The following is a 21,417-nucleotide window of genomic DNA, read 5'->3' as shown; positions in this document are numbered from 1 at the left end:
ATCATGCACGTCAGCACCGCCGTCGTCGAGCGCCTGCGCGAGCACGGTATCGACACCGTCTTCGGCATCCCCGGCAAGCAGTCGCTCCCGCTGAACGACGGCATCGACCGCGCCGAGGACGTCCGCTACGTCGTCGCGCGCCACGAGACCGCCGTCAGTCAGGAGGCGTGGGGCTACGCCGAGACGAGCGGCCGGCCAGCGGCGACCATCGTCGTTCCCGGTCCGGGCGACATGAACGCGATGAACGGGCTGAAGAACGCGAAAAACGACTGCACGCCCCTCCTGCACATCGCCATCGAGACCGAACCCGACCTCCGCGGCGGCGACGCCATCCACGAGACGCCGCCCGATACCTACGACACCGTCGTCAAGGAGAACATCCTGGTCGAGACGCCCGAGGCGACCGCCGCCGAACTCGACCGCGCGCTCACGATCGCCACGACCCCGCCGAAAGGGCCGGTGCGAATCGGCATCCCCAAAAATTTCCTCGCACAGGACGTAGCGGTCGCGTCGCCGGCCAACGTCGAAACACCCTCGACCGAACGGCCCGACGGCGTCGCCGGCGCAGCGGACGTGCTCGACGGGGCGAGCAAACCGGTCATCGTCGCCGGCGGCGGCGTCAGGGCCTCGGGAGCCGCCGCGGAGCTCGAATCGATCGCCGAGCGCCTGCGCGCGCCGGTCGTGACGACCTACAAGGGAAAGGGCGTCATCGGCGGTGAGCACCCGCTCTGGCTCGGGACGCTCTCGGGAAGCGCCAGTCCGGAACTCGAAGACACGCTAGCTGCTGCGGACGCCGCGCTCGTCGTCGGCTCGGACCTCGACGCGGTCGCCACGAGCCACTTCTCGGCACCGCTGCCCGACGAACTCGTCCACGTCACGCTCGACGCGAACGACATCGGCACCGGCTACACGCCCACCGTGGGCATCGTCGCCGACGCGCGCGCGACGCTCGACGAGTTGGAGGGGCGGCTCGGCGACGCCGCGGGCGATGGCTGGGACGGCGCTGCGGAAGTCGCGGCGGTCAGGGACGCCTACGACGAGCGCATCGCCGGCCTGCTCGATGCCGAGCGCGAGCCGCCGACCTCCGTGGCCTGTCTCCGGGCGGTTCGCCGCGCGATTCCCGACGAGACGGTCGTGAGCGCCGACGCGGGCGGCTTCCGGGTGTGGGCGCTCAACGTCTTCGACGCCTACGGCCCGCGCCGATACGTGAATCCGGGCTCGTGGGCGACGATGGGAACCGGATTGCCCGCCGCCATCGGCGCGCAGTTGGCCAATCCCGAGAAACCGGTGCTGGCGCTCTGCGGTGATGGCGGCCTGATGATGGCGGTTCACGAACTCCACACCGCCGTCGCCGACGATCTCCCCGTCACGACGGTCGTGTTCAACAACGACGACTACGCCATCATCAGCGAGGAGGCCGAGCGCAGCTACGGGCTCGAATCAGGGGCCTACGGCTGGCCGTCGGCTGCGCTCGACTTCCTGACGATCGCCGAGGGGATGGGCATGACCGCGCTCCGAGCCGACGGCGTCGTGGAGCTCGAAGAGCGTGTGGCCGAGGCCGTCAAGCGCGACGAACCGGTGTTGGTCGAGGTGCGCACCGACCCCGACGAGCCACAGGCGAGCGCGTTCATGGAGGGCCGATGACCGGCGAAGCGCGCACGGCCGACGGTGAGCGCGGGCCGCTCGACGGTCTCACAGTTTTGGACGCCTCGCGCGTGCTCGCCGGTCCGTTCTGTACGATGCAGTTGGGCGACCTCGGCGCGGAGATCATCAAAATCGAGCGCCCCAGCACCGGCGATCAGACCCGTGGCTGGAAACCCCCGAGCTACGGCGATTCCGAGGAAAGCGCCTACTACATGAGCATCAACCGGAACAAGCGCTCGATCGCGCTGAACCTCGCCTCGGAGGAAGGCCGCGAGGTGTTCCGCGAACTCGCCCGCGAGGCCGACGTGCTCGTCGAGAACTTTCGGGTCGGGAAGATGGAAGAGTGGAACCTCGGCTACGACGACCTCCGCGAAGAGAACCCGGAACTGGTCTACTGTTCGATCTCGGGCTACGGCGAGTGGGGGCCCGACAGCCATCGCCCGGCCTACGACATCATCATGCAGGCCGAGGGCGGGTTGATGAGCATCACTGGCGAGGAAGGAAGAACCCCCGTTCGGGTCGGCGTCGCCATCGCCGACATCGGTGCGGGGATGTACGCCACACAGGGAATTCTGGCGGCGCTGCTCGAACGCGAACTGAGTGGGACGAATGGACAAAAAATCGACATTAGCCTGTTCGACGGGCAGGTGGCCTGGATGACGTACATGGCCTCGAACTACTTCGCCACCGGCGACCCGCCCACGCGAATGGGCAGCAAACACCCGACGATAGCGCCGTATCAGGCCTTCGAGACGCGCGACGGATATATCGTGATCGCAGTCGCCTCCGAGAACCTCTGGCCGAACTTCTGTACGGCGCTCGACCGCGAGGACCTCACCGACGACGCGCGCTTCGCGACCAACGAAGATCGAGTGGCCAACCGCGAGGCGCTCGACACGTTACTGGCCGACGAACTCGCGGAATACGGAACCGACGAGTTGCTCGCCCTCTTCGACGAGCACGACGTACCCGCGAGCGACGTCCACAACATGGCCGACGTCTTCGCCGACGAGCAGGTCGCGGCGCGCGGAATGCGTCGCGAAATCGACCACCCGACCGCCGGCACCGTCTCGATGCCCGGCAGTCCGATGCATTTCTCGAACACGCCGACGACGATCCGCCAGCATCCGCCCCGCCTTGGCGAACACACCCGCGACCTACTCCGCGAGGCGGGCTACGACGAGGACGCGATTCGTGAGTTGATCGACGCCGATGTCGTCGCGCCGTTCGAGGGCTAATCGGCCATCGAACCTTCGTTGACGGCGAATTCGAGCGCGTTGACGAGGTAGTGGGCGACCACCACGACGAGCAGGCTCCCCGTCACGACGAACGCGCCCGCGAGCACGAAGCCCAAACCGCCAGTAACGACCATGCCGAGCGCACCCTGCGCACCGTGCCCGAGCGCGAAGGCTATCGAGGAGAGAACTGCGAGCAGCCACGGCGAGAACGAAAACCCCGCCGAGAACGCGCCCACGAGCGCCGCCCGGAAGAGGAACTCCTCGAAGACGGCGATGATCGGGAGCACCAGCGCCAACAGCACCACCCAGCCCGCCGTCGAGTCGGGCGCGAGCGATTCGCGCAGCGCGGTGGGCGTCTCGATGCCGACCGCCTCGACGGCACGCGAGCCGAACTCGTTGACGAGATACAGGCCGGTGCCGAGCGCGACGCCGATTGCGAGTTCCTCTATTCGATTGGTCGCCGGCGGCGCGCCGAGCGCCGCGAGCGGGACCCGAGCGTACCACGCGCCGCCGAGAAGAATCAGTAAGAACAGCCCCTGTGAGAGCGCGACGTTTGCGAGCAATAGCCCCGTGGAAAGCGACGCCGAGTCCGACGGTTCGGTCGCGGTGCGGTCCGGGCGTGGTGGGTCGGCGGTGGGCGCTTCGCTTCGGGTGTCGTCCCCCGGGACCGCACCGTCGCTCACGGTCGATTGTGAGAGGCGCGCGAGCGCGAGCAAGAGTGTGAGCACGAGGGCGGTCAACCCCGCGAAGACCGCCCATCGGGCCACTATTGGGGACTCGGACTGCCGGTGCCCTGCTGGCCGACCTGTCGGTCGAGTGCCTGCCCGGTGATGGATTTCAGGCGGTCGACCAGCCCGTCCTTCTCGCCCTCGCCGGCAAGGGCGACTTCGAGCACCTCGCTGATGTGGGAAACGGGGATGACCTTGATCTGGTCTTTGTACTCGTCTTCGATCATCACGTCCTGTTCGTTGGCTGCCGGGATGATGACCCGTTCGAGACCGGCTTTGGCTGCGGCCTCGATCTTGTGGGTCACGCCACCCACGGGCAGCACGTCACCCCGGACCGACAGCGAGCCGGTCATCGCGAGGTTCTGGTCCACGGGAACGTCCTCCAGCGCGCTGATGACGGCGGCGGCCACCGTGATGGAGGCCGAGTCGCCGTCGACACCGCTCTGGCCGGTTTGGACGAACTGGATGTGGATGTCCTTCTCGGAGATGTTCTCGTCGGAGAACTTCTTGATGATCGCCGACACGTTCTGGACGGCCTCCTCGGCCATCTCCTTGAGTTGGCCGGTGGCGATCACGCCACCGGGACCCTGCGAGGGCGTGACCTCAGCCATCACAGGGAGAACGATCCCCGAGTCCTCGCCCATCACGGCGAGTCCGTTGATGCGGCCGACGACGTCGCCCTGCGCGACGGTCATCTCGTAGTCCTTGCGGCGCTCGATGAACGTATCGGCGAGCTGCTGTTCGATCGAGCGCGAGCGGCGCTTGGCCTGCAGGACGTGGTCGCGGGTGGTGAACTCGGCGTCCTCGGCGCGGGCGATGTCGCCCGCCACGCGGACGAGTCCCCCGAGGTCACGCATTTTGAGGGTGAGGTGGCCCTTCCGTCCGGCACGGCGCTGGGCTTCGAGCATGACCTCCTTGACGGCGTCCCGTGTGAAGTGGGGCAGCCGACCGTCCTTGTCGACTTCCTGGGCGACGAAGCGGGCGTATTTGCGGCGCATCTCCGGTTCGTCCTCGATGGTGTCGTCCATGTACACCTCGTAGCCGTAGCCTTTGATGCGCGAGCGGAGTGCCGGGTGCATGTTCTCCATCGCATCCAGATTCCCGGCCGCGATCATGATGAAGTCGGTGGGCACGGGTTCGGTCTGGACCATCGCACCGGACGAACGCTCGGACTGACCGGTGATGGAGAACTCCCCTTCCTGAATCGCGGTCATCAGTTTCTGCTGGGAGCGCACGTCGAGGGTGTTGATCTCGTCGAGGAACAGCACGCCCTTGTTCGCCTCGTGGATCGCCCCCGACTCGACGCGGTCGTGGCTCGGTGTCTCCATCCCACCCGACTGGAACGGGTCGTGGCGGACGTCGCCGAGCAGTGCGCCGGCGTGGGCACCCGTCGCGTCCTTGAACGGGGCGGTCTGGGTGTCTGAGGAGTCGATGAGGAGGTTCGGGATCATCGCGTCCGTGCTGCGCGAGCTGTATTTGAACGCGATGTAGATGACCCCCGCAGCCAGAATGCCGAGTAGTACCTGCCCGGCGATCAGCAGCGAGTAGCCGAGCACGATGGCGATGATGATCCACATCAGGAACTGGCGCATCTGGTTGCGCTTTTGGGCCTCCTCCTTGTGGGCCTCGATGATCTGTTTACCCTTTCCCCCCGGGACGGTGCGGACCTTCGGCGCGTTGCCGTCGTCGGGGTTGTGATAGACCAACACGTCTTGGAGGTCTTCTTTGGGAAGCAACTGGCTCATCGCCTTGGCCAGCATCGACTTCCCGGTTCCTGGTGTGCCGATCATCATGACGTGGCGACGCTGCTTGGCCGCCTTCATCACCACGTCGCGGGCGTGGTCCTGCCCGATGACCTGATCGACGAGTCGGTCGGGGATCTCGATGTCGTCGGTCGATTCGATGTCGAGTCCCCCGAGCAGGTCGTCTTCCTCCCCTTCGATGATGGTCTCTTCGGCGACGTCGCTGCCGAGTGTCTCCCCAGACGGCACGTTCGTCTCGGCTCCCGGTTCCGAGTCCGAGTCGACGCCGGACTCGGTTGGGAACGCGTCGTCGGTGTCGGTGTCGTTGCTCATATGACTGTCTCTAACAGTAGAGAGAAGGGCACGTCCACTGATATACTTTCTCCCCTCCCACGTCGGCCACATGGCATCGAAATCGGCCGTACGAGACCTCCTGCGCTGCGATCAGTCGTTCGTGTCCGACCGGCCGGTTTTATATATGTGCGGGGCGGGAGTGAGGACATGACGCGGGGGTTTTACATCGGTCGCTTCCAGCCCTACCACGACGGCCACCACCACATGGTTGAACGCATCGTCGGCGAAGTCGACGAACTCGTCCTCGGCATCGGCAGCGCCGACGACTCACACACCCGCCACAACCCGTTCACCGCCGGCGAGCGCATCATGATGATCACCAAGGCGCTCGAAGACGCCGAACTGGTCATCTATCCCGTTCCCATCGAAGACCTCGACAGGAACGCCGTCTGGGTCTCCCACGTCCGCAGCATGTCGCCGGCGTTCGACATCGCCTACTCGAACAACCCCCTCGTGATTCAGCTGTTTTCGGAGGCTGGCGTCGAAGTGCGCCAGTCGCCGATGTTCGAACGCGAAAAGCTCGAAGGAACCGAGATCAGAGAACGAATGATCGCCGACGAAGGCTGGGAGGAACTCCTCCCGAGTGCCGTCGTCGAGATCGTCGAAGAAATCAACGGCATCGAGCGCCTCCAGCGGGTGAGCGATACCGATGGGGCGGCCGACGACCGTCCACACCGCTCCGATACCGCCGACCCCGAATAGCATGCTCACGCTGAGTTCAGACTTCGGTGCGCCCTACCCGGCGGCGATGAAGGGAGTGCTCCTCTCGAACACGGATGCCCGACTGGTCGACGTCAGCCACGACTTTCCCCGACAGGACGTCCGCACGGCGGCGTTCTGGCTGCGAGAACTCCTCCCCTATTTCCCGCCCGCCGTCCACCTCGTCGTGGTCGACCCCGGCGTCGGCACCGACCGCGCGGCGATCGTCGTGCGCGCTGGTGAGCACGCCCTCGTCGGGCCGGACAACGGCGTGCTCGTGCCCGTTGCCCGCCAACTCGCCGACGGCGACGACATCGAGGTGTTCGAAATCGACGATGGTGATGCCGCGAGTTCGACCTTTCACGGACGGGATGTATTCGCGCCGGCGGCCGCGGCCGTCCACGAGGCTGACAGTGAACATATCGAGGACCTCGACCGCTGTACACCAATCGAGGCCATCGAAGAGCTTCGTTTTCCCGACCCCGATTACCGAGAAGACGAGACCGCTGGCGAGGTGCTCGTCGTCGACGGGTTCGGCAACGTCATCACGAACGTTCCCGGCGAGGTGCTCGACGGCTCCTTCGGCGACTCGATAGCGATAAACGACGAACGGGTGCCGGTCGAACGCTCGTACGCCCACGCCGAACCGGAAGAACGGCTCGTCACCGTCGGGAGCCACGAGAACGTCGAACTCGCCGTGAATCGTGGCCGTGGCGAGCGGGCGTTCGGCGTCGGGGTGGGCGACCCGGTCGTGCTGACGGACGTCTGATGGTCGACGCCTTCGGCGCGATGAACGCGATCGGCCTCGTGGCGTTCGCGGTCGCCGGTTCGCTCAAGGGTGCCGACGCCGACCTCGACTTGTTCGGCATCGCCGTTCTCGGGGTGCTCACGGCGCTCGGCGGCGGTATTCTCCGCGACACGCTCGTCGGTCGCGTCCCGGTCGCGCTGCGGACGACCGGCGACGTCGCCATCGCCCTTGCCGGTGTCGCGCTCGCACTCGTACTCGCATGGCTGCTCGGCGGACGCCTCAAGAATCACGCGGCGGTCCAGCTCCCCGATGCCGTCGGTCTCGCGGCGTTCGCGGCCACCGGCGCGCTCGTCGGCGTTCAAGCAGGGCTCTCGCCATTCGGCGTCGTGGTCCTCGCGACGCTCACCGGCGTCGGCGGCGGCAGCATCGCCGACGTGCTGCTCGGACGGGTGCCGAGCGTGCTCCACGAGGACTTCTACGCGACGCCGGCGGTGCTCGGCGGGGCCATGTTCTGGCTCGCGGTGCGGGCGGGCGTCGCGTCCGGTCGGGCGGCGCTCGGCTGTGCGGTCGCCGTGCTCGGCCTTCGCCTGCTGGCGCTGCGATACGACTGGCGACTGCCGACGATCTGAGAACGACCGGCGACGGACGTGCGACGCGCTGATCGTCGCTTGGAGCAAAAAACGGTGGATCGGATCAGTTGTCCGCGGAGATGACGTCGTCGATGCGGGCGATCATCGTCGCGGCCTCGGTGGCGCTCTCGATGGCCTCGTGTTTCACAGCAACAGGATCGAACACGCCGGCCTCGACGGGGTCGGAAACAGTCCCGGTCTGACCCTCGCTGATGATGCCGGCCCGCCCATCGCTGTCGTGGCGGCTCCGCAGTTCGACGAGAGCGTCGATCGAGTCCATGCCGGTGTTCTCGGCGAGCGTGCGCGGGAGCACGTCGATGGCGTCGGCGAAGGCCTCGACCGCCAACTGACGGCGGCCCTCGATGCTCGCCGCCCGGTCGCGGATGTGCGCGGCGATGGCGATCTCGCTCGCACCGCCGCCGGGGACCACTCCGCCGGCGTCGAGCGCGGCGGTCACGACGTCGAGTCCGTCGTGGAGCGCGCGTTCGAGTTCGTCGGTGACGTGCTCGGTGCCGCCGCGGGCGAACACCGTCACGGATTCGGCGGCCGCGCCGCCCTCGACGAAGACCAGATCGTCGTCGGCGAAGGACTCGACGCTGACGCGCTCGGCGCTACCCAGGTCGCCGTCTTCGAGGTCGGCGATGGCCCCGACGCGACTTGCACCGGTGGCCTGCGTGATGGCTTTCGCTTCGTCGTCGTCGACGCTCTCGAAGGCCAGAATTCCCTCCTCGGCGAGGTAGGCGGCCGCGCGGTCGTCGATGCTCTCGGTGACGAACGCCACGTCCACGTCGAGGTCGGCGAGTTGCTCGGCGTACTGCTTGAACTGGTTCTCCTCGGCGTCGATGGCGGCGTTCAGCTGATCGACGCTCTGGACGTCGTACTCGGCGTCGACGTTCGACTCGCGGATGTCGAACTCGACGTCGAGCACCGCGATCGAGGCGTCCTCGACACTATTGGGCATATCCTCGCGGACCGGTTCCTCCTCGCTGATGACACCCTCGACGAGTTCGGTGGCGCTCGAACTCGCGCCCGTCTGCGTTCGGACGGTGATGTCCTCGCGTGCCACGCCGTCGCCCTCGACCTGTCGAATTCCCTGTACGACAGTGTCGGCGAGCGCTTCGGCACCGACGTCGCCGGTACCCTTGCCGGTCATCGAGGTTTTGGCGACGCCGCGGAGCAGTTCGTCGTCGACGTCGTCGTCGAGCACGAGTCCGTCGACGGCCTCGTGGGCCAGTTGCGCGGCCTCGTGATAGCCCTCGACGATGGTCGTCGGATGGACATCGTCGTCGAGGAGGCTTTCGGCCTTGGCGAGCAGCTGGCCGGCCAGTACCGCGGCCGTGGTCGTGCCGTCGCCGACCTCGTCCTCCTGTGTCTCGGCGACCTCGACGATCATCTGAGCGGCGGGATGCTCGATGTCCATTTCGCCGAGGATGGTCGCGCCGTCGTTGGTGATGACGACGTCGCCGGCATCCGAGACGAGCATCTTGTCCATCCCTCGCGGGCCGAGGGTCGTCCGGACGGCCTCCGATACCGCCTTGCCGGCCGTGATGTTTGAACTCTGTGCGTCCTGTCCGCGCGTGCGCTCGGAGTCATCGCTGAGGATGAACATCGGCTGTCCACCCATGCGCTGTCGCTGTGCCATGATTTGAAATCCTCATCAGTGGGTCGTTTGCGGTTCTATATAAAAATTGCTACTCGGGGACGAGAAAGCGCCGGACGCGAACGGGGAGTGTGACACACGACGGCGGGCGTCGGACGTTTTTGAGAACCGAGTTATCGCCAGTCGTAGACCGCGACCGCACGGTCCGATCGCGAGGAGAGCCCGTTCGGGTTCCGGCGTCCGCGCGAGCGCCACCGTGCGGTCAGTCCCGACCCGTTGCCACGAACGGTACCCAAAAACACGTCCCGCCCGTTCCCGACCCAGTTCGTGGGGGTCGCCTCGCCGCGGACGACGCCCGTGAACCCCGAGAGCGCGTCCCGACTCGCGTGCGAGAGCAGTCGGCGAGCGGTCGTCGGTCGGACGCCGTAGTTCTTGACGAGGCGGTAGGCGAGCGCACGGTACTTCCAGTACCAGTCGCGTTCGGCCCGTCCCCCATCGGAGAGCGCTCGCGGGGCCGACGGTTCCGTCTCGGCTTCGAGCGCGTCGCCGACGGCCATTCCATCGGCCCAGTGGACGCCGTACTCGCGGGCCGCGAGACGATGGGCGAGATCGCGCGCACCGCCGGTCTGGAGGTACTCGTCGAACCCGTCGGCCTCGGTGAGCGCCGCGCGAGTGAACGCCACGTTCGAGCCGTCGAAGTACGTCACTTCGTGCCCGGCGATGGTCCGGGATTCAGGCGTGCTCGCCACCTCGCCCCGGCGCGTCGGCCCGGTGACGGCTCCCACGTTCTGGCCCTCGCGCGGCGGATGTCCCTCGGCGATGGTGTGTGCGCGACCACCGACGCCACCGGCGTCGAACCCCGCCGCGAGCGCGTCCGTCCAGCCCGGTTCGATGGTTCGATCGTAGCCGACGAACGCGACGTGCTCGCCGCTCGCGTGCTCGATACCGGCGTTGCGCGCCACGTTGAGGTTGCGGTCGGCGACCTCGACGAGCACGTCGACGTCCGTGCGCTCGCCGACCATCCCCGTGGTGCCGTCCGCAGAGGGACCGTTCACCACCACGACCTCGCTCTCGGGGGCCGCCGCGAGCGCGTCGAGACACGCCGCGAGTTGGGTGCGGCCGTTGAGTGTCGGCACGACCACCGAGAGCTGCATATCGGATTGGTACAGCGGCGCGGTATAAAAACACCCGCTTCGTCGGCGCGCCCCGCTTCGGGCGGCTGTGCGAGCGGTTCAGCGCTTGAGCTGCGTGTTCCAGTACGACACCGACGCCACGTGTTCGCCGACCGGCGACGCCATGACGGCCTCGTCGAGTTCGCGCACGCGGTTGGCCATCGCGTCGGGCAGTTGGCGGTAGAGTCCGTACGGGAAGAAGAAGTCGTGTTCCTCGCCGGCCAGCCGAAGCCCAGCGCCGTCGAGCAGTTGTTCGACCTCGACACGGGCGTACAGCCGCGACCCCATCGGGAGCAGCCAGTTGTAGATGCTGCGGGTGCTGAACCGTCGGAACGTGTCGAAGATCACTTGATCGCGCGCGACGCGGCGCATCTCGGCGAGAAACGAGGCCGGCGTATCCGCGAGATGGAAAAACCGCATCGCGATTACCGTTTCGAAGTGGTCGTCGGGGAAGGGCAGGCGGGCGGCGTCGCCGCGCATGAACTCCAGATGGTCGGCGACGCCCGCCGCGTGGGCCTTCTTTCGACCCTCCTGAAGCATTGCCGGCGAGATGTCCAGTCCCACGATGTCCGCGCCGCGCTGGGCGAGCATCGTGGTGAACCTCCCCGTGCCGCAGGCGATTTCGAGGACGTGTTTGCCCTCGACGGGACCGACTGCCGAGAGCACGGCCTCTTTCTCGCGGTCGTCGATGAGCCGCCCGCCATCGGAGAACCGCTTCGAGTCGTAGTCCTCTGCGACTTCGGCGGTCTGATACCACTCCTGTCCCTTCACGCTACCGGTCGTTTTCCGCCGAGGAATAAAACCGTACGGATATCGGGTGCTACCCCTGCCCGGTGGCGACCGCCTCGGGCCGGATACAGATCTGGACCCGTGCACCCTCTTCGTCGTCGAGACCGGGATACTCCTCGACGCCCATGTATCGGCGGGCGAGTTCGTTGATGTGCTCGACTGCGCCCTCCTCGGTGAGTTCGTCGACCTCACCACGAACCGAGACGAACCGATAGGGATCGTCGGGATCGACCATCGAGAGACTCACCTTCGGGTTCCGACCGACGTTCTTCTCCTTTCGTCGGCCGCGAGCGGTGTTGACGAGCACGCGATTCGCCTCGACATCGTAGTCGACCCAGACCGGCGTCACCTGTGGCGTACCGTCGGGCATCATCGTGGCGAAGTGGGCGAACGTCTCGCGTTCGAAGAGGTCGTGGAACTGTTCGGGTATCGAATCCATGTGGCACGTTCGACCGGCCACGGGAAAGCAGTTGTGCCACTGAATATAAGGAACAGGGTATTCACTTATGCGGCAATAGTATTCATTCACATACATGGGCAAGTTTTACCACGGCGTACCGACCAGCAGTGGGCATGAGTGCCACCACGGACCGCTCACAGCCCGACGACCCGCTCACCGAGACCGAGTTCCGCGACCGCCTGCGCGAACTCCCCCCGAGCGCGAAGCTCGTCGCCAAGGTGCTCGAATCGGAGACACCGCTCTCGCAGGGTCAGCTTGCCGACGAGTCGCTACTGCCAGATAGAACTGTGCGCTACGCGCTCAACAGATTGGAGGAGGACGACCTCGTGGGGTCGCGCTACAGCTTCCGCGACGCCAGAAAGCAGGTCTACTTCCTGAACCAGTAACTCCACTTTTGGCCCGCGAGCACGTTCGCTGGCCGTGAACCCGACGCGCATCCCTATTCCCGTCGAGACGGCCGCCCCCGGTGGCGAGACCAACTGTTACGTCCTCGGTAGCGAGCGCGCGCTGCTCGTCGACCCGGCGGCCGAAACGGCTGCACTCGACGAGGCATGCGACGGCGTCGAGCACTTGCTCGTGACCCACACCCATCCCGACCACGTGGGCGGCGTCGAAGCGTATGCCGACCGCGCGACCGTCTGGGCGCGCGCCGGCTACGAGGAGCGCTTCGAGCGGACGACGGGTGTCTCTCCCGACCGGGTATTCGGTCCGGGTACCCGCATCGAAACCGACGCCGGACTCGTCGAAGTGCTCACGACGCCGGGCCACGCGCCCGACCACGTCGCGCTCGCCCTCGACAACGAGTTGCTGGTCGGCGACCTCGCGGTCGCAGCGGGTAGCGTCGTCGTCGGCGGTCGAGATGGTGACATGCGCGGCTATCTCACCGCGCTCCGGCGACTCCACGCCCGTAACCCGAGCCGACTGTATCCGGGGCATGGACCCGTCATCGAGGAACCATGCGCGGTGCTCGAACGGTTGATCGCCCACCGACTGCGCCGCGAGCGGGCGGTGGTGCAGGCGGTGAACGAGGGTGCGCGGACGGTCGCGGCGGTGACCGACGCGGCCTACGGGAAGGACCTCTCGGGGGTTCGTGAGTTGGCCGAGCGCACCGTCGAGGCGCATCTCGACAAGCTCGCCGTCGAGGGGCGGATCGAGTGGGACGGCGAGCGCGCGAGCAGCTGACGACGGTCTTTTGCGCGGCGAGCACGGACGAGGGGTGTGAGCTTCGAGGACGAACTCGCCCGTGCGCGCGATCTCGACACCGGCGAGTTGGCCGACGCCATCGAGGCAATCGGCTTCGAGTGTACGCGCTGTGGAGCCTGCTGCAAGGCGGCAGAGGGTGCGGAAGGGACCGAAGAACACACCGCGACGGTGTTTCCCGACGAAGTGCGCGAGTTACAGGCTGGGAGCGAGTACGACTGGCGAGACGTCGCCCGGCCGATGCCCTATGGATTGAGCGAGGGAGAGGATGGGGTGGAGGGTGAGACCTTCGAGTGGGCGCTCGAAACGGATGGCTGTGGCGACTGCACCTTCTACGCCGAAGAGGATGGGACTGGGGCGTGTACCGTCCACGAGGACCGGCCGCTCATCTGTCGCACCTACCCGTTCAGCGTCGCGCTCGACGGGTCGAGCCAGCCGATGGGCGCGGCGGTCGACCGGGTGGGTGACGTGCGCGCCCACGAGTGCGAAGGTCTCGGGCGCGACATCGACCGCGAGCACGCCGAAGAACTGGCCGGCGCGCTCAAGGAGCGCGCGATCCGGGAGCTCGAAGAGGCCATCGCCGTCGGCGAACGCTACGAACCGGCGAATTTCGAGGCTGGCGAGGTCGTCGTCCACGATTCCGAGGGCGCGAAGCGACCGGACGGAACGCCAATTGACGAGTAGCTGCCGGCGCGCCAGCGGCGGGGCGGTGGCAGTGCGGTCGCTGTGGCGGTGCTGCTCCTTGGAGGATGAAGGGCGAGCGCCGAAGGCGCGAGGGCTTCTGCGGTGCTGTGCGATGGCGGGACGGTTGCGGCAAGTGCGGCATCCGTGCGAACGGAGTGAGCACGGTTCACTGCTCGCGCGGTTTACGAGCAGGTGTTTTTAGTCCAGGTTTTTGCAAGCGGGAGTCAAGCGAGCGGAGCGAGCGCGACCCCCCGCAGTAAAAACGTGGGGGTTCAATCGATGATTTCGCCGACCGCGAAGTTCGATTTCACTTCGGTGACTTCGACCTTGACGCGCTCGCCGATCTCCGCGCCGGGCACGATGATGACGTAGCCGCGCTCGACGCGGGCGATGCCGTCGCCCTGCTTGCCGATGTCCTCGACCTCGACGTAGCGCATCTCGCCGATGTCCACCGGGGGTTGGGGTTCCGAGGAGGGCGTGCTCGGCCGCGACGAGCGCGAGTCACTCGATTCCTCGGTCGGTTCGCGCGAGACGAGCGCCACGCGGTAGGTCTCGCCGGCCTCGATCGAACCGGTCTCGATCTCGCGACGCGGCACCTCGACGGTGTAGGTGTCCTCGGATTCGGTGACTTCGGCGTTGAACAGACACAGCAGTTTATCAGAGATTTCCATCGCGTAGTCCTCCATCCCGGTTACTGTGGTCGAGAAATAAAGACCTACCGCCCGCTTCCGGCGCGGCGTACCCATCCGTACTACTCGCCGATGCGAACCGGCGCTGCCCGACGGCTGCGGACGGCTGACGATCGTGAGCGCGCGCAAAACCGACCGACAGTGCCCGAATTACCCCATCGCACCAAACCCGCTATGTGTGGCGCTCCTGTTGGATCGTATATGGCCGCACGCACCGCATCGATGCCCGCACTCAGCGACAAACAGCACCGCATCCTCGACTACCTCCACGAGCACGCCAGCACACAGACGTACTTCAAATCACGACTCATCGGCGAGGCGCTCGGGTTGTCGCCGAAGGAAGTCGGCACGAACATGAACGCGATTCAGGACTCCGAGGGGGCGCTCTCGGTCGAGAAGTGGGGCTACTCCTCCAGCACGACGTGGAAAGTCACCCGGTAGTCACGACTCGATACTGATGAACCGGTCGGCCTCGCGGGCGAATTCGACGGTGGCGGCGTCGAAGGAATCGGCATAGCCCACCAGCAGTGTCAACAGTCGTTCGGGCCGCACGAGCGCGTATCCGTCCTCGCGGGAGAGCAGGCCCGCCGCGTCGAGGTCGGCGGCGTGTTTGCTCACCGTCGGCCGCGCCACCCCCAACTCGGCGGCGAGGTCGCTCGCTGTCGCGTCGCCGTCCCGGAGGAGTGCGATGACCATTCCGCGGGGCGTCTCGCGGCGGAGGAAGCCGAGCGCACGGCGTTCGAACCCGTCGAACTCGCGGGCCGGGAAGTAGCGTCGATAGTCGCCGTCGCGGTGGCTCTCGACCGTGCCGCCCCGTTCGAGTCGCTTGAGGTGGTGTTGGGTTTCACCGGTGGCGAGGTCGAGATCGTCACGGATCTTCGAGAAGTGTGCACCCGGCGTCGCCGCGAGATAGCCCGCGATGGTCCCGCGGGCGTCGTTGTCGTCCTCGGCGAGGCGGGTGAACGGCCCGACCGCTCCGAGCGCGGCGACTCGCCGGAGCGTCGCCCGTTTCCCCTCGTCGACCTCACGGTCGGCCATTGCCACCACGTGAGAGAAACGCAGGTAAAACCCCTTCGGCCCGCCGTTCAGTTCGTCTCGGGTTCGAGTTCGCCTTCTTCGTCGTCAGTGACCGACGGTCCCTCCATCGATTTGTCGCCCTCCGTCTCGTCGGAGTCGTCCATCTCGGCGATGACGTCGTCCGGGTCCTGGATATCGCCGGTGGCCTGACCGGTCTTGATGGCTTCGGCCTCCTGTTCCATCTCCTCGACGTCGAGTTCGGCCTCCTCGTCGATGTTGCCGAGGATCTCGTCGATGTTGTCGAGACCGATGAGTTCGCGGGTCTCGGCGTCGAAGTCGAGGCTCTGGAGGTCGTCGTTGCTCTCGGTGACGTCGCTCCCGGTGAGATGTTTCCCGTAGCGCCCGAGCATCGAGGTGAGCTCTTGGGGCAACACGAACGTCGTGGACTCGCTCTCGCCCATCGACTGGAGGGTCTCCATCCCGCGCTCGATGACCGCGCGCTCACCCATCGATTCGGCGGATTTCGCTCTGAGGACTGTGGAGACCGAATCACCCTGCGCTTCGAGGATCTGGCTCTGCTTTTCACCCTGTGCGCGGATGATGTTCGACTGTTTCTCACCCTCGGCGCTCTCGACGGCGCTCCGGCGTTCACCCTGCGCTTCGAGGATCATCGCACGCCGGCGGCGCTCGGCGGAGGTCTGCTGTTCCATCGCCTGCTGGACGTCGGGTGACGGGTTCACCTCGCGCACCTCGACCGATTCGACGCGGACGCCCCACTCGTCGGTGGGTTCGTCGAGTTCCTTGCGGATGCGGCCGTTGATCTCCGAGCGCTTGCTCAGCGTGTCGTCGAGGTCCATGTCGCCCAAGACTGCCCGGAGAGTGGTCTGAGCGAGGTTCGAGACCGCACGCTTGTAGTCGTCCACTTCGAGGAAGGCCTTCTTCGCGTCCATCACCTTAATGTAGACCACCGCGTCGGCGGTCACGGGCGAGTTGTCCCGCGTGATGGCCTCCTGACGGGGGACGTCGAGGGTCTGGGTGCGCATGTCGAACGGATACGTCTTGTTGACGAACGGCGGCACGAAGTTGATGCCGGGTTCGAGCAACTTCCGGTAGTCACCCAACACGGTGAGCGCACGCTTCTCGTAGGCGTTGACGATCTCGATGGCGCTATAGACGGTGATGATGGCGAGCGCCAACACCAACAACACCACGATGGCCGGGGCGAGCGTGAACACCTGTAGCGGAACGAGTGTCATCTATTTTGACTTAGGAGGTTGGGAACATAAGGGTTCGGTCGAGCGGTTTCGTCAGGCGGTTTCGCGCTCCGGGTCGTCGACATCGCGCCCGCGAGCGAGCGCGCGGTCGATGTCGTCTTCCACGGTCGAAAGCGCTTCGACGGTGACGACGTTGCCCCCGCCGGGGTCGGTCACCATCACGGGTTCGCCCGCGGGGATTTCGCCATCGAGCGCACGGGCGGCGTAGTAGGGGTTGAATCCCCCCTCGTCGAGTTTTACCTCCCCACCCGTGCGAGTCACACGCTCGGTTGTGTGGCCCGTCTTGCCACGGAGTGCGGCCGAATCGCTCGTCTTGCCGGCTCCCTTCCCCCCATAGAGATCGAGTTCACGATAGCCGTAAAAGGCCCCCGCGCCGCTGGCGAGGACGAGCACCGCGAGCACGACCGCGAGCACGACCGGGCCGAGGAAGGCCCCGAGCGCCAGTCCGACCAACCCGGCGAACAGCAGCGCAACCCCCAAGACGACGAAGTGTGCACCGGGCGCGAGCGCCTCGGCGCCCATCAATCCGAGACCGGCGATCACGAGCACCAGCGGCAGCTGCTCCAGGAGGATGTCGGCCATCTGGAGGACCGGGAGCGAGATGATCAGCGGCGAACCGCCGAGTGCCAGCGTCATGGTCGTTCGTTAGCGCGGGACGGGATTAACTGTTGGGTGTATGTCAGACGCCGAGGAGGACGAACAGTGCGATGGCGACGCCGACCAGCACGAACAGCGTGTTCTCGAACGAGGGCGATCCGGGTTCGAGGTCGCCCGGACCACCCTCGCCGAAGACGTCCGTCGCACGCCCCTCGCTTGCGTCGTCACCGTCGTCTTCGAAGTCCTCGACGGCGTACTTCCATTCGTCCGCCATACCCTCTCACGGGCATCCAGCCTGAAATGGCTGCCGCCCGCTCAGCGGATCTTCGTTCCCGGCGGACTGTCGCTGTGAGTGGTCAACAGGTCGGCCTCGTCGCCGGCCGCGAGCACCATACCATTACTTTCGACGCCGAATAATTCTGTCCGCTCGATGTTCGCCAACACGACCACCCGCTCGCCCGCCAGGCCGTCGAGGTCGTGGAGCTGTTTGATGCCGGCGACGATCTGGCGCGTCTCCAGCCCGAGATCGACCTCTAGTCGCGCGAGGTCGTCCGCGCCGTCGATGCCCTCCGCAGAGACGACCTCGCCGACCCGGACGTCGAGGTCCTGAAACGCTTCGAAACCGATGCGCTCGTCGGCGAGCGCTTCGGAATCGGTCCGGGCATCCTCGGAGCCGTCCGCATCGGTCGCTTCACTCTCGCCAGCGGCGGCGATCTGCGCCTCCAGTTTCTCGTTCAGTTCCGCGACGCGCTCCTCGTCAATGTGCTCGAACGGTTCGTCGGGCGCGTCGAATTCCGTGGGTGGGGCATCGAGCGCCCCGTCGAGTGCGGTCTCGTGGACCGATCCCTTCTCGTCGAGTTGGTCCCAGAGTCGTTCGGCCATGCCCGGCATGATGGGTTCTGCGAGCACCGCGACGGCCTTCGAGAGCTGCACACAGTCGCGGATGACCGCCGCGCGCTCGGGGTCCTCGGCGTTCCACGGTTCGTGACGCTGGATGTACTCGTTGCCGAACCCCGCGAGTTTCACTGCCGACTGCCCGACCGCCCGCACGGAGTAGTCGTTGACACCCTCCCGAAACTCGTCCATCGCTCCTTCGATGCGCTCGCGGACCTCCTCGCTCACCTCGCCCTCGGGCGTTCCCCCGTAGTTGCGGTGGGCAAAGAGCAGCGAGCGATAGAGGAAGTTCCCCAGAGTGCCGACGAGTTCGCCGTTGACCCGCTCGGCGAACTTCTCCCACGAGAAGTCGATGTCCTGCTGGAAGCCCGTGCCAGTCGTGATGTAGTAGCGATAGAGGTCCGGGTCGAAGCCCTCGTCGAGATAGTCGTCGACCCAGACGGCGCGATTGCGACTGGTCGAGAAACCCTTGCCGTCGAGGTTGACGAACCCGCTTGCCATCACCGACCGGGGTTCCTGATACTCGACCCCCCGGAGCATTGCGGGCCAGAACACGGTATGATGCTGGATGATGTCCCGCCCGATGACGTGGACGAGTTCACCCGACTCCTGCCACGCTTGCTCCCAATCGAACGTCTCACTCCCGACGCGCTCTGTGTACTGTTTCGTGCTCGATACGTACTCGATGGGTGCGTCGACCCACACGTAGAGCACGAGGTCCTCCGCGCCGGGATAGTCGATGCCCCAGTCCATGTCCCGCGTGATACACCAGTCCTGGAGTTCGCCCTCGATCCACTCGCGGGGCTGGTTCTTCGCGTTCGCGGTCCCCTCCATCCGGTCGATGAACTCGCCCAAGTAGTCCTGAAACTCCGAGAGGCGCAGGAACTTGTGTTCGCGGGTGCGGTACTCGGCGGGGTTGCCCGTGATCACGCTGGTCGGGTCCTCGATCTCGCCCGGTTCGAGGTGGCGGCCACAGCCCTCGTCACACTCGTCGCCGCGGGCGTGCTCGCCGCAGTACGGACAGGTCCCCTCGACGTATCTGTCGGGCAGCGCTTGGCCCTCCTCGGGGTCCCACGCGACCTCGATCTCGCGCTCGTAGACGTACCCCTTCTCGTCGAGTTCGCGGACGAACCGCTGGGTGAGTTCCACATTGGTATCCTCGGCCGTGTGGCCGTAGTGGTCGAACTCGATGTCGAACTTCGGGAACGTCTCCTCGTACTTCTCGTGATGGCGCAGCGCGAACTCTTCGGGCGTGACGCCCTCCTCCCACGCATTGACCGCGACGGGCGTGCCGTGCATGTCCGATCCCGAGACGAACGCCGTCCGCTGGCCGAGTTTGCGAAGCGCGCGCGTGAAGGCGTCGCCGCCGACGTAGGTCCGGAGGTGGCCCACGTGTAGGTCGCCGTTGGCGTACGGCAGCCCGCAGGTGACGACCGCCGGGTTCTCGGTGGGGAACTCCTCGTGGCTCATATGCTCGCTATCGGCATGGAACCCTAAAGCCCGCCGCTTTCGCGTCGATAGCGGTTGTGGTGCACTCAGAGACCGACTCCGGCGAAAAACGGCGCGAGCACGCCAGCGACGAGTATCAATCGACCGGCACTGCCGACGAAAGTGGCGGCGGCGAACTTCGTGTAGTTCTCTTCGAGAACGGTGAACGCATAGATGGAGAGCGTATCGGGGAAAAACGGCACCGTCAACGCGATCGCAAGCCCGATGTAGCCGTACTCCCGGGCGAGTTGCACGGTTCGTCTCTCGGACCACTCGACGATGTCGAAGCGCGAATCCCGAAGCCGGTCGAGGACGGGCCCCGACTGGCGTTTGGCCTCGTGGCCGAGTCGGAAGGCGACGACGCTCCCGGCGGCTTTCCCGACCCCGCTGACGAGCACGATAAGCGCGAGGTCGCCGATTTCGGGCAACCCGAGGTTCAGCGGCGCGGCGAGGACGATCTCGCTCGGCAGCGGGAGCACGATGGCGATGAGAAACGAGTACGCCGCGATGATGAGGAGTCCGAGGGGACCGGTTGCGGTCTCGACGGCGGCTTCGAGACCACCGAACTGGAGCGGGAGGGCCACGATACCGCCGGTCGGGACCGACGCAGCCGTCGGGAGAAGCGTCACTACCGCCCGTGCGCGCGTCCGCCTTCTAAGTGTTATCGTACTCGTCGAGATCGGCGAGGAACGATGCGAGGGTTTCGCGGGTGACGTGGGGCATGCAGACCACGCGGAGTTCGTCGCTCGCCGTGCGTGAAATCCGCCAGCCAATCCCTCTGAGTGCCTCGAACGTCTCTTCAGGAATTTCGGCGGCAACCAACGGCAGTTCGGGGTCGACCACGGGATAGCCACGCGCTTTGAGTTCGGCGGCGAGCCAGTCGGCGTTCGCCTGGATCGAGGCGGCCTGTTCGCGATAGCCATCGGGCCACAGGGCATCGAGTGCCGCGCGAGCGCCGGCCACGCCCGCCCCGCTGCGTGTGCCCGTCAGCGTCGCCTGCGAGCGCGATTCGAGATACGGGGTTGCGACGGCGAGCGCGTCGAGCAGTTCGTCGGATCGGGCGAGCAACCCGCCAGCCGGCACGACTGCCCGCCCCAGTTTGTGCGGGTCGATAGTCATCGTGTCGACCCGCGCGTCGGCGAAGTTCCACTCGTGGTCGGTGAAAGGCAGTTGAAAGCCGCCCCACGCCGCATCGACGTGACAGAGCGCTCCCGCCTCGTCGGCCAGCGCCGCGATCGTCGGGATCGGGTCCACCCTCCCATATTCGGTACTGCCGGCGACGCCGACCACGGCGATAGTATCGTCGTCGATCAGTTCGGCCATCGCCGTCGTATTGGCCCGGTGATCGTCGAGCGGCGCGGTGCGGAGTTCGAGACCGAGCACGCCGGCGGCCTTCCGGAAACTGAAGTGGACGCTTGCGGGCGCGACCACGTTCGGTTCGCTCGTGTCGGCGCGGTTGCGCGCGATGCGCAGCGCCTGGATGTTCGCCTCGCTGCCGCCGCTGGTGACGTAGCCTGCCGGTTCCGACAGGTCGACGAGTTCGCCGAGGGTTGCGACGACCTCGCGCTCGATGTCGGCGACCGTCTCGTAGGTGGCGGGGTCGCCGGGATTGGTCGCCAGAAAGCGTTCGGCGGCCGTACGCGCCACGGGATGTGGCTCCGTACACATCGAGGAGAGGACACGGGAGAAATCCTGCGGGGTGGCCCGCTGCATACTTGCTGCTGGAAACTCACGGGTTTAGCCGTTGTGTATCCGCTCGCAACGCGAGCGT

The 21,417-nt window shown here is 66.3% G+C and carries 23 protein-coding genes; 9 read left to right on the top strand and 14 right to left on the bottom strand.

Annotated features, from left to right (window positions below):
* Nucleotides 1–3: 3 nt before the first annotated feature.
* Together ACP97_RS14030 and ACP97_RS14025 are read left to right on the top strand one after the other, a co-directional pair.
* Nucleotides 4–1,644 carry a thiamine pyrophosphate-binding protein gene (locus tag ACP97_RS14030; protein WP_049998411.1) on the top strand — a complete coding sequence of 547 codons (1,641 nt, stop codon included), beginning with the start codon at nucleotides 4–6 and terminating at the stop codon, nucleotides 1,642–1,644.
* Nucleotides 1,641–2,882, top strand: coding sequence for a CaiB/BaiF CoA transferase family protein (locus ACP97_RS14025; RefSeq protein WP_049998410.1), 1,242 nt, complete (start codon nucleotides 1,641–1,643; stop codon nucleotides 2,880–2,882). The genes ACP97_RS14030 and ACP97_RS14025 overlap by 4 nt, the downstream gene beginning before the upstream one ends.
* On the opposite strand, the gene ACP97_RS14020 is transcribed toward ACP97_RS14025, so the two are convergent.
* Together ACP97_RS14020 and lonB are read right to left on the bottom strand one after the other, a co-directional pair.
* Nucleotides 2,879–3,649 (bottom strand): CPBP family intramembrane glutamic endopeptidase, encoded by a 771-nt coding sequence (locus ACP97_RS14020; protein WP_049998409.1) that lies wholly within the window; start codon nucleotides 3,647–3,649, stop codon nucleotides 2,879–2,881. The two genes, ACP97_RS14025 and ACP97_RS14020, sit on opposite strands and share 4 nt — an antisense overlap.
* Nucleotides 3,649–5,685 carry an ATP-dependent protease LonB gene (lonB, locus tag ACP97_RS14015; protein ID WP_049998408.1) on the bottom strand — a complete coding sequence of 679 codons (2,037 nt, stop codon included), beginning with the start codon at nucleotides 5,683–5,685 and terminating at the stop codon, nucleotides 3,649–3,651. Before lonB ends, ACP97_RS14020 begins: the two co-directional genes overlap by 1 nt.
* 168 nt (nucleotides 5,686–5,853) lie before the next feature.
* Between lonB and ACP97_RS14010 the strand changes: the two genes are divergently transcribed.
* Genes ACP97_RS14010 through ACP97_RS14000 form a run of 3 tightly spaced genes read left to right on the top strand, consistent with a single transcriptional unit; the run spans nucleotide 5,854 to nucleotide 7,782 of the window.
* Nucleotides 5,854–6,408, top strand: a complete 555-nt coding sequence (locus ACP97_RS14010; RefSeq protein ID WP_049998407.1) for a nicotinamide-nucleotide adenylyltransferase — start codon at nucleotides 5,854–5,856, stop codon at nucleotides 6,406–6,408.
* A gap of 1 nt (nucleotide 6,409) precedes the next feature.
* Nucleotides 6,410–7,174 (top strand): SAM hydrolase/SAM-dependent halogenase family protein, encoded by a 765-nt coding sequence (locus ACP97_RS14005; RefSeq protein ID WP_049998406.1) that lies wholly within the window; start codon nucleotides 6,410–6,412, stop codon nucleotides 7,172–7,174.
* Nucleotides 7,174–7,782 (top strand): trimeric intracellular cation channel family protein, encoded by a 609-nt coding sequence (locus ACP97_RS14000; RefSeq protein ID WP_049998405.1) that lies wholly within the window; start codon nucleotides 7,174–7,176, stop codon nucleotides 7,780–7,782. Before ACP97_RS14005 ends, ACP97_RS14000 begins: the two co-directional genes overlap by 1 nt.
* A gap of 64 nt (nucleotides 7,783–7,846) precedes the next feature.
* On the opposite strand, the gene thsA is transcribed toward ACP97_RS14000, so the two are convergent.
* From thsA to ACP97_RS13980, 4 genes are all read right to left on the bottom strand, one after another.
* A complete protein-coding gene (gene thsA, locus ACP97_RS13995; protein ID WP_202593624.1) occupies nucleotides 7,847–9,406 on the bottom strand; it encodes a thermosome subunit alpha in 1,560 nt (519 codons plus the stop codon).
* Between the two features lie 149 nt (nucleotides 9,407–9,555).
* A complete protein-coding gene (locus ACP97_RS13990) occupies nucleotides 9,556–10,536 on the bottom strand; it encodes a glycosyltransferase (protein WP_049998404.1) in 981 nt (326 codons plus the stop codon).
* Nucleotides 10,537–10,614: 78 nt separating this feature from the next.
* Nucleotides 10,615–11,325, bottom strand: a complete 711-nt coding sequence (locus tag ACP97_RS13985) for a class I SAM-dependent methyltransferase (protein ID WP_049998403.1) — start codon at nucleotides 11,323–11,325, stop codon at nucleotides 10,615–10,617.
* A gap of 49 nt (nucleotides 11,326–11,374) precedes the next feature.
* Nucleotides 11,375–11,782, bottom strand: a complete 408-nt coding sequence (locus ACP97_RS13980; RefSeq protein WP_049998402.1) for a pyridoxamine 5'-phosphate oxidase family protein — start codon at nucleotides 11,780–11,782, stop codon at nucleotides 11,375–11,377.
* A 134-nt stretch (nucleotides 11,783–11,916) separates the two neighbouring features.
* On the opposite strand from ACP97_RS13980, the gene ACP97_RS13975 reads away from it, so the two are divergent.
* From ACP97_RS13975 to ACP97_RS13965, 3 genes are read left to right on the top strand one after another with little or no spacing between them, the layout of a single operon-like run.
* Entirely contained in the window at nucleotides 11,917–12,189 is a 273-nt protein-coding gene (locus ACP97_RS13975) for a MarR family transcriptional regulator (protein WP_049998401.1), read from the top strand.
* Nucleotides 12,190–12,223: 34 nt separating this feature from the next.
* The gene (locus ACP97_RS13970) at nucleotides 12,224–12,985 is read left to right on the top strand and encodes an MBL fold metallo-hydrolase (protein WP_079977630.1); all 762 of its coding nucleotides are present in this window, start codon (nucleotides 12,224–12,226) and stop codon (nucleotides 12,983–12,985) included.
* 36 nt (nucleotides 12,986–13,021) lie between these two features.
* Nucleotides 13,022–13,687, top strand: a complete 666-nt coding sequence (locus tag ACP97_RS13965) for a YkgJ family cysteine cluster protein (RefSeq protein WP_049998399.1) — start codon at nucleotides 13,022–13,024, stop codon at nucleotides 13,685–13,687.
* Nucleotides 13,688–13,959: 272 nt separating this feature from the next.
* Here the strand turns inward: ACP97_RS13965 and ACP97_RS13960 are convergent, their stop codons facing one another.
* The gene (locus ACP97_RS13960) at nucleotides 13,960–14,358 is read right to left on the bottom strand and encodes a TRAM domain-containing protein (RefSeq protein WP_049998522.1); all 399 of its coding nucleotides are present in this window, start codon (nucleotides 14,356–14,358) and stop codon (nucleotides 13,960–13,962) included.
* 219 nt (nucleotides 14,359–14,577) lie between these two features.
* On the opposite strand from ACP97_RS13960, the gene ACP97_RS13955 reads away from it, so the two are divergent.
* Nucleotides 14,578–14,817 (top strand): DUF7123 family protein, encoded by a 240-nt coding sequence (locus tag ACP97_RS13955; RefSeq protein WP_049998398.1) that lies wholly within the window; start codon nucleotides 14,578–14,580, stop codon nucleotides 14,815–14,817.
* On the opposite strand, the gene ACP97_RS13950 is transcribed toward ACP97_RS13955, so the two are convergent.
* The 7 genes from ACP97_RS13950 to mfnA all read right to left on the bottom strand — a co-directional run bounded on the left by ACP97_RS13950 (nucleotide 14,818) and on the right by mfnA (nucleotide 21,359).
* Nucleotides 14,818–15,414, bottom strand: a complete 597-nt coding sequence (locus ACP97_RS13950; protein ID WP_049998397.1) for a winged helix-turn-helix transcriptional regulator — start codon at nucleotides 15,412–15,414, stop codon at nucleotides 14,818–14,820.
* Between the two features lie 47 nt (nucleotides 15,415–15,461).
* Nucleotides 15,462–16,649, bottom strand: coding sequence for an SPFH domain-containing protein (locus tag ACP97_RS13945; protein WP_049998396.1), 1,188 nt, complete (start codon nucleotides 16,647–16,649; stop codon nucleotides 15,462–15,464).
* Between the two features lie 51 nt (nucleotides 16,650–16,700).
* Nucleotides 16,701–17,303 carry an NfeD family protein gene (locus ACP97_RS13940; protein WP_202593613.1) on the bottom strand — a complete coding sequence of 201 codons (603 nt, stop codon included), beginning with the start codon at nucleotides 17,301–17,303 and terminating at the stop codon, nucleotides 16,701–16,703.
* A gap of 43 nt (nucleotides 17,304–17,346) precedes the next feature.
* On the bottom strand, nucleotides 17,347–17,538 hold the full coding sequence (locus tag ACP97_RS13935; RefSeq protein WP_049998395.1) for a DUF7312 domain-containing protein: 192 nt from the start codon (nucleotides 17,536–17,538) through the stop codon (nucleotides 17,347–17,349).
* A gap of 41 nt (nucleotides 17,539–17,579) precedes the next feature.
* Complete coding sequence (metG, locus tag ACP97_RS13930) at nucleotides 17,580–19,628, bottom strand: methionine--tRNA ligase (RefSeq protein WP_049998394.1); 2,049 nt, start codon at nucleotides 19,626–19,628, stop codon at nucleotides 17,580–17,582.
* Nucleotides 19,629–19,693: 65 nt separating this feature from the next.
* Nucleotides 19,694–20,275: a YqaA family protein gene (locus ACP97_RS13925; RefSeq protein WP_049998393.1), complete on the bottom strand. Its 582-nt coding sequence runs from the start codon at nucleotides 20,273–20,275 to the stop codon at nucleotides 19,694–19,696.
* 25 nt (nucleotides 20,276–20,300) lie between these two features.
* Complete coding sequence (mfnA, locus tag ACP97_RS13920; RefSeq protein WP_049998392.1) at nucleotides 20,301–21,359, bottom strand: tyrosine decarboxylase MfnA; 1,059 nt, start codon at nucleotides 21,357–21,359, stop codon at nucleotides 20,301–20,303.
* Between the last annotated feature and the right edge of the window lie 58 nt (nucleotides 21,360–21,417).

This window comes from Halococcus sediminicola, assembly GCF_000755245.1.
Taxonomy (GTDB): domain Archaea; phylum Halobacteriota; class Halobacteria; order Halobacteriales; family Halococcaceae; genus Halococcus; species Halococcus sediminicola.
The sequence above is the reverse complement of the archived record's forward strand: the minus strand, read 5'-3'. Positions and strand labels throughout refer to the sequence as shown.

Bases quoted from the DNA above. Each gene is read 5' to 3' on its own strand.
- ACP97_RS14030 (WP_049998411.1), top strand. From the start codon at position 4: ATGCACGTCAGCACCGCCGTCGTCGAGCGCCTGCGCGAGCACGGTATC.
- ACP97_RS14025 (WP_049998410.1), top strand. From the start codon at position 1,641: ATGACCGGCGAAGCGCGCACGGCCGACGGTGAGCGCGGGCCGCTCGAC.
- lonB (WP_049998408.1), bottom strand. From the start codon at position 5,685: ATGAGCAACGACACCGACACCGACGACGCGTTCCCAACCGAGTCCGGC.
- ACP97_RS14010 (WP_049998407.1), top strand. From the start codon at position 5,854: ATGACGCGGGGGTTTTACATCGGTCGCTTCCAGCCCTACCACGACGGC.
- ACP97_RS14005 (WP_049998406.1), top strand. From the start codon at position 6,410: ATGCTCACGCTGAGTTCAGACTTCGGTGCGCCCTACCCGGCGGCGATG.
- ACP97_RS14000 (WP_049998405.1), top strand. From the start codon at position 7,174: ATGGTCGACGCCTTCGGCGCGATGAACGCGATCGGCCTCGTGGCGTTC.
- thsA (WP_202593624.1), bottom strand. From the start codon at position 9,406: ATGGGTGGACAGCCGATGTTCATCCTCAGCGATGACTCCGAGCGCACG.
- ACP97_RS13990 (WP_049998404.1), bottom strand. From the start codon at position 10,536: ATGCAGCTCTCGGTGGTCGTGCCGACACTCAACGGCCGCACCCAACTC.
- ACP97_RS13980 (WP_049998402.1), bottom strand. From the start codon at position 11,782: ATGGATTCGATACCCGAACAGTTCCACGACCTCTTCGAACGCGAGACG.
- ACP97_RS13975 (WP_049998401.1), top strand. From the start codon at position 11,917: ATGAGTGCCACCACGGACCGCTCACAGCCCGACGACCCGCTCACCGAG.
- ACP97_RS13960 (WP_049998522.1), bottom strand. From the start codon at position 14,358: ATGGAAATCTCTGATAAACTGCTGTGTCTGTTCAACGCCGAAGTCACC.
- ACP97_RS13955 (WP_049998398.1), top strand. From the start codon at position 14,578: ATGGCCGCACGCACCGCATCGATGCCCGCACTCAGCGACAAACAGCAC.
- ACP97_RS13950 (WP_049998397.1), bottom strand. From the start codon at position 15,414: ATGGCCGACCGTGAGGTCGACGAGGGGAAACGGGCGACGCTCCGGCGA.
- ACP97_RS13945 (WP_049998396.1), bottom strand. From the start codon at position 16,649: ATGACACTCGTTCCGCTACAGGTGTTCACGCTCGCCCCGGCCATCGTG.
- ACP97_RS13940 (WP_202593613.1), bottom strand. From the start codon at position 17,303: ATGACGCTGGCACTCGGCGGTTCGCCGCTGATCATCTCGCTCCCGGTC.
- ACP97_RS13935 (WP_049998395.1), bottom strand. From the start codon at position 17,538: ATGGCGGACGAATGGAAGTACGCCGTCGAGGACTTCGAAGACGACGGT.
- metG (WP_049998394.1), bottom strand. From the start codon at position 19,628: ATGAGCCACGAGGAGTTCCCCACCGAGAACCCGGCGGTCGTCACCTGC.
- mfnA (WP_049998392.1), bottom strand. From the start codon at position 21,359: ATGCAGCGGGCCACCCCGCAGGATTTCTCCCGTGTCCTCTCCTCGATG.